This is a genomic window from Amycolatopsis sp. lyj-346, assembly GCF_046548975.1.
Classification (GTDB): domain Bacteria; phylum Actinomycetota; class Actinomycetes; order Mycobacteriales; family Pseudonocardiaceae; genus Amycolatopsis.
On record NZ_JAJPWT010000003.1, the window covers coordinates 719290 to 729300 of the forward strand.

General features: G+C 71.4%; 12 protein-coding genes. 5 read left to right on the forward strand and 7 right to left on the reverse strand.

Annotation, left to right across the window (positions count from 1 at the left end; genetic code table 11):
* The first annotated feature begins 8 nt into the window (after positions 1–8).
* From menE to ACLJQE_RS14925, 3 genes are read left to right on the forward strand one after another with little or no spacing between them, the layout of a single operon-like run.
* Entirely contained in the window at positions 9–1133 is a 1125-nt protein-coding gene (gene menE / locus ACLJQE_RS14915; protein WP_410639766.1) for an o-succinylbenzoate--CoA ligase, read from the forward strand.
* Positions 1134–1184: 51 nt separating this feature from the next.
* Positions 1185–1322: a hypothetical protein gene (locus ACLJQE_RS14920; RefSeq protein WP_410639767.1), complete on the forward strand. Its 138-nt coding sequence runs from the start codon at positions 1185–1187 to the stop codon at positions 1320–1322.
* 49 nt (positions 1323–1371) lie between these two features.
* Positions 1372–2244, forward strand: coding sequence for a 1,4-dihydroxy-2-naphthoate polyprenyltransferase (locus ACLJQE_RS14925; protein ID WP_410639768.1), 873 nt, complete (start codon positions 1372–1374; stop codon positions 2242–2244).
* Here ACLJQE_RS14925 and ACLJQE_RS14930 read toward each other — a convergent pair.
* From ACLJQE_RS14930 to ACLJQE_RS14940, 3 genes are read right to left on the reverse strand one after another with little or no spacing between them, the layout of a single operon-like run.
* Complete coding sequence (locus tag ACLJQE_RS14930; protein ID WP_410639769.1) at positions 2241–3317, reverse strand: PLP-dependent cysteine synthase family protein; 1077 nt, start codon at positions 3315–3317, stop codon at positions 2241–2243. The two genes, ACLJQE_RS14925 and ACLJQE_RS14930, sit on opposite strands and share 4 nt — an antisense overlap.
* Positions 3314–3601: a DUF4229 domain-containing protein gene (locus ACLJQE_RS14935; RefSeq protein WP_410639770.1), complete on the reverse strand. Its 288-nt coding sequence runs from the start codon at positions 3599–3601 to the stop codon at positions 3314–3316. Before ACLJQE_RS14935 ends, ACLJQE_RS14930 begins: the two co-directional genes overlap by 4 nt.
* 11 nt (positions 3602–3612) lie before the next feature.
* Positions 3613–4086, reverse strand: a complete 474-nt coding sequence (locus ACLJQE_RS14940) for an Lrp/AsnC family transcriptional regulator (RefSeq protein ID WP_199191200.1) — start codon at positions 4084–4086, stop codon at positions 3613–3615.
* A gap of 278 nt (positions 4087–4364) precedes the next feature.
* On the opposite strand from ACLJQE_RS14940, the gene ACLJQE_RS14945 reads away from it, so the two are divergent.
* Complete coding sequence (locus tag ACLJQE_RS14945) at positions 4365–4577, forward strand: BldC family transcriptional regulator (RefSeq protein ID WP_410639771.1); 213 nt, start codon at positions 4365–4367, stop codon at positions 4575–4577.
* A gap of 145 nt (positions 4578–4722) precedes the next feature.
* Positions 4723–4908 (forward strand): hypothetical protein, encoded by a 186-nt coding sequence (locus ACLJQE_RS14950; protein WP_360263457.1) that lies wholly within the window; start codon positions 4723–4725, stop codon positions 4906–4908.
* Between the two features lie 118 nt (positions 4909–5026).
* Here ACLJQE_RS14950 and ACLJQE_RS14955 read toward each other — a convergent pair whose 3' ends face one another.
* The 4 genes from ACLJQE_RS14955 to ACLJQE_RS14970 form a co-directional block, all read right to left on the reverse strand.
* On the reverse strand, positions 5027–6361 hold the full coding sequence (locus tag ACLJQE_RS14955) for a MinD/ParA family protein (protein ID WP_410639772.1): 1335 nt from the start codon (positions 6359–6361) through the stop codon (positions 5027–5029).
* A 75-nt stretch (positions 6362–6436) separates the two neighbouring features.
* Positions 6437–7405, reverse strand: a complete 969-nt coding sequence (gene ccsB, locus ACLJQE_RS14960; RefSeq protein WP_410639773.1) for a c-type cytochrome biogenesis protein CcsB — start codon at positions 7403–7405, stop codon at positions 6437–6439.
* 3 nt (positions 7406–7408) lie between these two features.
* Positions 7409–9007: a cytochrome c biogenesis protein ResB gene (locus ACLJQE_RS14965; protein ID WP_410639774.1), complete on the reverse strand. Its 1599-nt coding sequence runs from the start codon at positions 9005–9007 to the stop codon at positions 7409–7411.
* Positions 9004–9777 carry a cytochrome c biogenesis CcdA family protein gene (locus ACLJQE_RS14970; RefSeq protein ID WP_410639775.1) on the reverse strand — a complete coding sequence of 258 codons (774 nt, stop codon included), beginning with the start codon at positions 9775–9777 and terminating at the stop codon, positions 9004–9006. Before ACLJQE_RS14970 ends, ACLJQE_RS14965 begins: the two co-directional genes overlap by 4 nt.
* Positions 9778–10011: the final 234 nt, after the last annotated feature.

A 10011-nucleotide genomic window follows, 5' to 3' on the forward strand; every position in this document is an offset into this window, starting at 1 on the left:
AAGGTGACATGCGGACGGTCGAACTCGACGGCACTCCCGAAGCGCTCGAAGCGCTGAAGGCGGCCGTCGCGGACGCGCTCGGCGGCGGCCCGGCCGTGCTGCCGTTCACCGACCCCGCGCTGCGCGACGCCATGGCGCCGGCCGAGCCCGCCGAACCGGGCACCGCCGTGGTCATCGCCACCTCGGGTTCGACCGGCGCCCCCAAGGGCGTGCTGCTGTCGGCCCGCGCGCTGATCGCGTCCGCCGAGGCCACGCACGCCCGGCTCGGCGGGCCGGGCCACTGGCTGCTGGCCACGCCGGCGCACTACATCGGCGGGCTGCAGGTGCTGGTCCGGTCGCTGCTGGCCGGGACGACCCCGGCGCTGCTGACCGGCACCGGCTTCCGCCCGGACGACTTCGCCGCCGCGGCGGCGAAGCTGGCGGGCAGCCCGCGCTACACGGCGCTGGTGCCGACCCAGCTGGTCCGCCTGCTCGACGACGGCGGCGCCGGGCTGGCCGCGGCGAAGGCGTTCGACGCGATCGTGGTCGGCGCCGCGGCGACCCCGCCGTCCCTGCGGGAGCGTGCCGCGGACGCCGGGGTGCGGATCGTGCCCGCCTACGGGATGAGCGAGACGGCCAGCGGCTGCGTCTACGACGGCTTCCCCCTCGACGGCGTCCGCGTCGACCTCTCCGGTGACCGGATCCGGATCGCCGGGGACGTCCTCGCGCACGGCTACCGCCGCCGTCCGGACCTGACCGCGGAGTCCTTCTCGGACGGCTGGTTCACGACGTCCGACCGTGGCGTCCGCCACGACGACGGCCGCATCGAGGTACTCGGCCGGGCCGACGACATGATCAACACCGGTGGCGTGAAGGTGTCGGCGAACGCGATCGAACGGTGTCTGCGCGCGCAGCCGGGAGTGCGCGACGCGTGCGTCGTCGGCGTGCCGGACCCCGAGTGGGGCGAGGCCGTGGTCGCGCTGGTCGTCCCGGAGGGTGAGCACGGCGACCTGCGCGCGGCCGTCCGCGCGGAACTGGGTGCCGCGTCGGCCCCGAAACGCCTCGAATACGGCCCCGAGCTGCCGCTGCGCGGGCCGGGCAAAGTCGACCGGGCGGCGGTGAAGGCCCGGGTCACGCGGGGTGCGACCCGCTGAATGGCGGCACTTCGTTGACACGCACAGGGTGCGCCCGCTTGGCTACTCACCATGACGCGCTGGATCAGAACTGCTCTCCTCGGCACCGCCGTCACGCTGGGCCTTCTCGTGCCGTCGGCCACGGCCCTGGCCGACGGCGTGGACCCCAACAGCGGATCGCTCGTCTGGCAGCTGCCGACCGGCGACTGACTTCCCGGGTTCGCGCTCGCCGCTGATCACCATGGCGTTGAATGGCGCCATGGCGAGCTTGAGCGAGTGGATCGAGGGGGCCCGGCCGCGGACGCTGCCCAACGCGGTGGCGCCGGTGGTGGCGGGGGTCGGTGCGGCGATCGCGCTGGACGCGTTTTCCTGGTGGCGTTCGGCGCTGGCGCTGCTGGTCTCCCTCTCGCTGATCGTCGGCGTCAACTACGCCAACGACTACTCCGACGGCATCCGCGGCACGGACGAAAACCGCGTCGGCCCGCTGCGGCTGGTCGGCGCGGGTGTCGCCGCCCCGAAGGCCGTGCTGACGGCCGCGCTGGTCGCGCTGGGCCTGGCCGGGGTGCTGGGACTGGTCCTGGTGGCCGTCAGCGGCCACTGGTGGCTGCTGGCGATGGGCGCGCTGTGCATCCTCGGCGCGTGGTTCTACACCGGCGGCAAGAAGCCCTACGGGTACTACGGCTTCGGCGAGATCGCCGTCTTCGTGTTCTTCGGCCTGGCCGGCGTGCTGGGCACGGTCTACGTCCAGGCGGGCCGGGTCAGCTGGGCGGCGCTGGCGTGCGCGGTCGCGGTCGGCTGCTTCTCGACGGCGGTCCTGACGGCCAACAACCTCCGGGACATCCCCACGGACATCGAGTCCGGCAAGCGCACCCTGGCCACCCGCCTGGGCGACAAGGGCACGCGCCGGCTCTACCTGGTGCTGGTGGCCGTGCCGTACGTGATCAGCGTCGTGCTGGCCGCCACCGGGCAGGGCCTGGTCGCGCTGGCCGGCCTGACCATCGGCCTGCTGCTCCCGGCGGTCGGCGCGGTCCACGGCGGCAAGACCGGGCGTGCGCTGATCCCCGCGCTGCGGGACACCGGCATGGCCATGCTGGTGTGGGCCCTGGCCACCGCGATCGGCTTGAACATCTAGCTCTCGGGGACGAACTTCCCGGTCGTCAGGAACTCCTCGAACAACGCCGTGTGCGGCGCGAGGTCCAAGCCCTGCTTCGCGACCCACTCGTCGTTGTAGTAGGTGTGCGCGTACCGCTCGCCGCCGTCGCAGAGGAGCGTCACGACGCTGCCCGCCTGGCCGTCCTCGACCATCCGGGAGATGAGCCGGAACGCGCCGTAGAGGTTGGTGCCGGTCGAGCCGCCCGCCCAGTGCCCGGTCCGCTCGCGCAGCAGCCGGATGGCCGCCAGGGAGCCCGCGTCGGGGATCCGGAACATCTCGTCGATGACGCCGGGGACGAACGACGGCTCGCAGCGCGGCCGCCCGATGCCCTCGATCCGCGACGGCATGCCGGTGGCGTAGTCCAGGGCCCCGGTCTCCCAGGCGCCGTAGAACGACGAGTTCTCCGGGTCGACGACGCAGACCTTCGTCGTGTGGCGCTTGTAGCGGACGTACCGGCCGAAGGTGGCGCTCGTGCCGCCGGTGCCCGCGCCGACGACGATCCAGGCCGGCACCGGGTGGCGCTCCGAGCGCATCTGCGCGAACACCGACTCGGCGATGTTGTTGTTCCCGCGCCAGTCCGTCGCGCGCTCGGCGTAGGTGAACTGGTCGAGGTAGTGCCCACCGCACTCGGCCGCCAGCCGTTCGGCCTCGGGGTACATCGCCGGGGCCTCGTCGACGTAGTGGCACTCGCCGCCGTAGAACTCGATGAGCGCGATCTTCTCCTTCGACGTGCGCCGCGGCACGACGGTGATGAAGCGCAGCCCCAGCATCCGGGCGAAGTAGGCCTCGGACACCGCGGTGGACCCGCTGGAGGCCTCGACGAGCACGGTGTCCGGCCCGATCTGGCCGTTGACCAGCCCGTAGAGAAACAGCGACCGGGCCAGCCGGTGCTTCAGCGAGCCGGTCGGGTGCACCGACTCGTCCTTGAGGTACAGGTCGATGCCCCACTCCGGGGGCAGCGGGAAGACGTGCAGGTGCGTGTCGGCGCTGCGGTTGGCGTCGGCCTCGATGATCCGGACGGCCTCGCGGACCCAGCTGCGGCTGTGGCTCATTCGGGCTGACCGGCGGCGTCGCCGCGCAGCTGGGCTCGCAGCTGCGCCCGGGCCCGCGCACGCTTCTCGTTGCGCTTCGCCAGCCCGGCGGTCACGCGGGCGTTGAGCGGGCGGAACAGCAGCAGGCCGAGCGGCAGCCCGACGACCAGGCCGATCAGCAGGGCGACCAGCAGCGGCACCCCGGCCAGGGACAGCGCCCCCGCGATCACCCCGACCAGCACGAACCGCGCCAGCAGGTACAGCGTCAGGTCACGGGGCAGGTGGTCGGCCTTCACGTCGCTCACATCAACGCAGGCTACGCCCCGCCCGCCCGGTCCTTCTGCAGGCCCGCGTTGTTCGGGCGGCCCTCGAACCGGGTCGAGAGCACGACCGTGGTGTTCGTCCGCCCGACGCCGGGGATGCGGCGCAGCCGGCCGAGCGTGCGTTCCAGCTCGTCGACGGTCGACACGCGCACCTTGACGACGAAGGCCTCGTCGCCTGCCACCGCGTAGCAGCTCTCGACCTCGTCGAGTTCGGCGAGCGCGTCGGCGACGTCGTCCTCCGTGGCGGTATCGGTCGGGTGAATGCTGACGAGGGCGGTGACGCCGAGGCCGACCGAGCTGGGGTCGACGACCGCGTGGTAGCCGGTGATCACGCCGGCGGCTTCCAGCTTGCCCACGCGCTCGTGCACCGATGACGCGGACAGCCCGACGGCACGTCCGAGATCGGCGTAAGTGGCCCGTCCGTTGATGCGCAACGCTGCGATGATCTTCCGGTCCAACTGATCCACGGGGATCACTCTATGCGGTTGGACAATCCCCCATTGGCACCACGCCTCACCGCCGGTGGCCGCAGGAGGGCACGTCTTCGCACGTCACGTCACCGAACCGCCCGGCGAACGGCCGATGACCTGTCCGTTTTGACCTTTAAGGGCTCTTTACTCAAAGACAACCGTTCGAGTACCCGACGGGTGAAGTGCAACGATTGCCTCGTTGGCTACCCGGCGCGACGGGCAGAAGGGCCCGGACGCCTCCCGGTATAGCAGTGAGTTCGTTAAGGAGGCGGAAAATGACCGCGACGATGGGCGGACGCCTGCTCACCCCAGGCGAAGTGGCAGCGCTGTTCCGAGTGGACCCGAAGACGGTGACGCGGTGGGCGACCGCGGGCCGCATCGGCTCGATCCGGACCCCGGGCGGGCACCGGCGGTTCCGGGAGTCCGAGGTGAACGAGCTCCTCGCCGAGCTGACCACCGACGCCAGCGAACCGGCTCGCATCGCCTGAACCATCCGGACGCCAGGGCCGTGTCGGATACGGGAACCACCCGTACCCGACACGGCCTTCGTGCTTTACCCGCCCGGCTTCAGACCCATCACACGGCCGGACCGGTTAACCTCGGGGGACAGGCAGCCATACGGAAGGATCCGGCATGCTCGCTCTGCTCGCAGCGGTCGGCGCACTGATCGTCGCCCTGCTCTTGTGGCGGTCGTTCGCCGGCCAGCGGATCGGGGTGCCCTCGGCTCCGCGCCGCGCCCCGCTCGCCCCGGACGACGACCCCGACTTCCTGCGCCAGCTGGCCGAACAGCAGCGCAAACGCCGAGACGAAGACCTTTAGGAACCCCTTTACCTTCGCCGCCCCTCGCCCCGCGCCGCACTTTCCCCGTGAAAGTGTTGTGGAGTGACGACCTCCGGATCACTTTCCTGGGGAAAGTTCGGTCTGGGTCGGGGGATGGTCAGCGGTAGCCCTGCGAGAGCGGGGTCGCGAAGCCGTCGGCGACGGTGGCCGCCAGCTCCAGCAGCGCGAGGCGGGTTTCGCCGGAGAGGCGGTCCAGCTCGATTTCCGCGCCTTCCTCCAGGTGCGGGTCGAACGGCACCTTGCAGACGGCCCGGACCTTCGCGCCGAAGTGCGCCGACAGCTTGTCGAGGTCGACCGAGCCGCCCTTGGGCCGGACCGAGTTGATCACCGCCACCGAGCGCTTGACCAGCTCGCCGTAGCCGTGGGCTTCGAGCCAGTCCAGCGTCGCCGAGGCGCTGCGGGCGCCGTCGACCGAGCCGGACGACACCACGACCAGCGCGTCCGCGACGTCCAGGACGCCCTTCATCGCCGAGTGCATCAGGCCGGTGCCGCAGTCGGTGAGCACGATGTTGTAGAAGTGCTCGAGCAGGTTGACCGTGCGCCGGTAGTCGTCCTCGGAAAAGGCCTCCGACACGGCCGGGTCCTGCTCGCTGGCCAGGATCTCCAGCCGGCTGGAGCCCTGGGACGTGTAGGACCGGACGTCGCTGTAGCGGGTGATGCGGGCGGCATCACGCAGCAGGTGGCGGACGGTCGCGGTCGTCTCCAGCGGGATCTTCTGCGACAGCGTGCCGCGGTCCGGGTTGGCGTCGACGGCGACGACGCGGTCACCGCGCAGGGAGGCGAACGTCGAGCCCAGGGTCGTCGTCACCGTGGTCTTGCCGACGCCGCCCTTGAGCGACAGCATCGCGATCTTGTAGCAGCCGCGCAGCGGCTGGTTGACGCGGGCGATGAGCTCGCGGCGGCGGGTGTCCGCCGGGCTCTCCCCCGGGTTGACCAGCTTGCCGGTGCCGACGTAGAGCGCCTTGCGCCAGCCGGACTGCGGGGGCCGCTTGGTCTGCTTGACCAGGTGCGCGGTCGACAGGTCGTGGCCGTGACCCGGCTGCGGCGGGGCCGCGTGCCGGCCGCCCTGGGGCTGCGGCAGCCCGGACGGCTGCTGCTGCTGCTGCGGGTACTGGGCCTGGGCGTGCGCCTGGTACTGCTGCGCCGGGTCGCCGTACTGCGGCTGCAGCGGCGGGAGGTTCTGGTCGTAGCCGTAGGGCGCCTGGTGCGGCCCCGACACGGCGGGGTTGGGCACCTGGTGCGGGCCCGACACCGCCGGGTTGGGTGGCGGCGCCACCGCCTGCGTCGGCTGCACGTCGAACGCCCCCGACGCGTCGGGGTGCGGGTGCGAGTCCGTCCGATCGTCGGCGAACAGGCCCGGCTGCGGCGGTGCAGCGGCCGGGTCGGCCTGTTCGGGGTGGCCAGGAGCCGATTCTTCGCTGGGTCCGGTCACCGGTGAAAACCTCCGCGCTCCGCCTGACACATCAGTCCCCCGATGTCGACGGTAGTCGGCGGACGCGCGAGATGCTCAGCCCACCCCGGCGTAGGAGTGCAGGCCGACGGAGACCAGGTTCACGAAGAACAGGTTGAAGATCATCGCGGCGAACCCGACGATGTTGATGATCGCGGCCCGTGCCCCGCGCCAGCCGGCGGTCGCCCGCGAGTGCAGGTAGGCCGCGTAGACGACCCAGGCGATGAACGCGCAGGTCTCCTTGGGGTCCCAGCCCCAGAACCGGCCCCACGCCGACTCGGCCCAGACCGCGCCGCAGAGCACGCCGAAGGTGAACACCGGGAAGGCGAAGATGGTGGTCCGGTAGGCGATCCGGTCGAGGACGTCGGCCGCGGGCAGCTTCGGGGCGAACCGGGCGAACTTCGTGGCGTCCTTCTCGTGCGCCGCGCGGAACAGGTAGAGGACGCTGGCCACGCCCGGCACGAGGAAGACGCCGGAGCCGATGATGGCCGCCGCGACGTGGATGACCAGCCAGTACGACTGCAGCGCGGGCTGCACCGGCGCGGCGATCGTGTACAGCAGCGTGCCGTTGATGAACATCAGGATCACGACGGGCAGCAGCAGGAAGCCGGTGAGGTGCCGGACCGGGAACTTCCGCAGCACGACCAGCCAGGTCACCACCGTGATGAAGGTGACGGCCATGCCGTACTCGTACATGTTGCCCCACGGCGCGCGGTGCACGGCGAGCCCGCGCAGCACGATCGCCGTCAGCTGCAGCACTGCGCCGAGGACGAGCAGCGCCGCGCCCATCCGGCCGATCCGCTCGGGGCGGCCGACCTCGCGCTGCGCGGCCGGGACGTCTTCGACCGGCGGGCCGCCGGCCCCGACGAGCTCCCGCGCCCGCAGCTTCGCGCGCTCGGTGGCGAGCCGCCCCTTGGCGCCGAAGCCCTGCTCGATCAGCGTCATCATCAGCGCGACGACGTAGATCGCCGCGGCGGTGGTGTACAGCCAGTCGCTGTAGGTCGACAGCGTCTCGTTGATCGGCATGCCTCAGCCCTTCTGCCCACTGATCAGGCGTTCGCTGACCCGGTGGAACTCTTCGCCGTACCCGGCCTGGTCGGTGCGCGCCAGGCCGGCGACCTCGATCACGGTACCCGGGTCGTCTTCGGTCCCCGGTTTCACCCGCACCCACAGCCGTCGGCGCTTGACCAGCAGGGAAGCGCCGAGGCCGAGGAACATCGCGATGGCGAAGCCGAGCACGAACCCCTGCGTGGGGTCGTGGGAAACCTGCAGGGAGACCCACTGGCCGACGCCGTCGAAGCGGATCTTCGTGCCGTCGTCCAGCTTGAGCTCCTGGCCGACCTTCAGGTTCTCGCGGGCGACCTTCTTCAGCCTGCCGTCGTCGACGAGCGACTGGTCGACCTCGAACACCGACTGGCCGCGCCCGGCGTCGAGGCCGAGGTCGCCCCGCAGGACGTCGACGGCGACCGCGGGATCGTCCGCCTCGGGCGCCGACGACGTCAGGACGTTGCCGTGCAGGAACGCGGTCGGGGCGAACAGGCCGGTGACGGCCAGCTGGCGGGTCCGCCGCTGCACCTCGTCGGTGATGCCGGGCTGGTCGAACTTCGTCGCGCCCTCGGCGAGCATCGTCGACGGGTCGACCGTGCGCCACTGGGTGTTCTGGGTGCGCTGGGAACCGTCCGGGAAGGTGACGGTGAACTTCGGCGAGTAGCCGTGGCCGAGCAGGTAGACGCGGTCGCCGGCGGTGCGCAGCGGCGAGTTGACCTCGAGGCCGTACGGGCGCCAGGTGTTCGTCTCCAGGTCCGCGCCGGACTGGTACTCGATGTTCGCGTGGTAGTAGTCGGGCTGGCCCGACTCGGTGAACCGCGCGGCGAAGTCGTTCACCTTCACGCAGAAGGGGTTGAGATCGGTGCCGTCGACGCGCAGGCCCGCGTTGAACGAGTCGTAGTTGTAGATGCCGGCGTTGCAGAAGCTGTCGCCGTCCGCCTGGACGATGACCTGGCCCTCGTAGCTGTAGAGCTTGCCGAGGGCGAAGAACACGATCAGGCCGAGCATGCCGAAGTGGAAGAGCAGGTTGCCGGTCTCGCGGAGGAACCCTCGCTCTGCGGAGATCGTGCGGACGCCGCCGTCCTCTTCGCGCTCGATGCGGCGCCAGCCGGAGAGCTGCTTGTGGACGGCCGCGACCTCGGCGGCGACGTCGGCTCGGCCGCGGCCGAGCCGGTAGTGCGGCATCCGGGCCAGGTTGCGCGGGGTGAGCACCGGCTTGGCCCGCATCGCCTTGACGTACTCGAAGCTGCGCGGGGTCAGGCAGCCGACGAGCGAGATCATCAGCAGCAGGTAGATGGCCGAGAACCAGATGCTGGAGTAGACGTCGTAGAACTCGAGCTTGTCGAGCAGGGTGCCCCACCAGCCGTGGGCGGTGATGTACTCGGCGACCTTGGGCGCGTTGAGCGTCCGCTGCGGCAGCAGCGCACCCGGCAGGGCGGCCAGCGCCAGCAGGAACAGCAGGACGAGCGCGGTGCGCATGGACGTCAGGCCGCGCCAGGTGTTGCGCAGGAAGGCGAAGGCGCGCTTGGCGGGCGTGGGACCCTGCGGCGCCGCGGGCGGGGCTTCGGAGGTGGTCGTCACAGCGGCAGCCTCAGGTCCACGACGAGTTCGTTGCGGAGCCAGCCCATCAGATCTCCCCAGACGCCGGTGACCAGCAGGATGCCGACGACCATGAGCAGCGCGCCGCCGAAGATCTGCACCTGGCGGCCGTGCCGGCGGACCCAGTCGGTGGCGCGCACGGCCCAGCGGGCGCCGAGCGCGATGAGCAGGAACGGCAGCCCGAGGCCGAGGCAGTAGACGGCGATCAGCAGGTACCCGCGGGCCTCGGCACCACCGGTGGCGCTGGCCAGCGTCATGACTGCGGACAGGGTAGGACCGATGCACGGCGTCCAGCCGAGCCCGAAGATCGCGCCCAGCAGCGGTGCTCCCCAGAGGCCGCCGCGCGGGACGTGGTGCGAACGCACCTCACGCTGCAGGCCGGGGATCCAGCCGAGGAAGACGAACGCCATGGCGATGGTGAGGACCCCGCCGACGCGCTGCAGGATGTCCTGGTTGAGGGTGAGGGTGGCGGTCAGCCACACCAGCGTGCCGAGAGTGGCGACGAAGACCACCGTGAACCCGAGCACGAACAGCAGGGCGGCCCCGACGACGGCCCACCGCCCCCGCTTGCGCTCCTCATCGGCGCTGACGGCGGGCGCCTCGGCCCCGACGAGCGCGGCGAGGTAGGCGAGGTACCCCGGCACGAGCGGCACGACGCACGGCGAGGCGAAGGAGATCGCCCCGGCCAGCAGCGCGACACCCGCGGCGAGCAGCAGCGGCCCGGAGAGCGCCAGCTCGGTAACGGAGTTCACCCCGTTGAGGGTAGGCAGTGAGGTCCTGGTGAGAACGCCGGGGCCGCTTCACAGGACCTCGGTCACAGCACTTCAGGACCTTCGTCCCGCCCCGCCCCGCCCCCAAGCGCCCCAATGGGGTTGTTTCATCGTGGTTGTTGCTGGTGGGGGCGGTGTGGCAGGGCTGGTTCGGTTGGTGTGGCAGCAACCGGCGTCGGGACGGTGTGGTGTCCGCGGGTATGAGTGAAGCCCTCG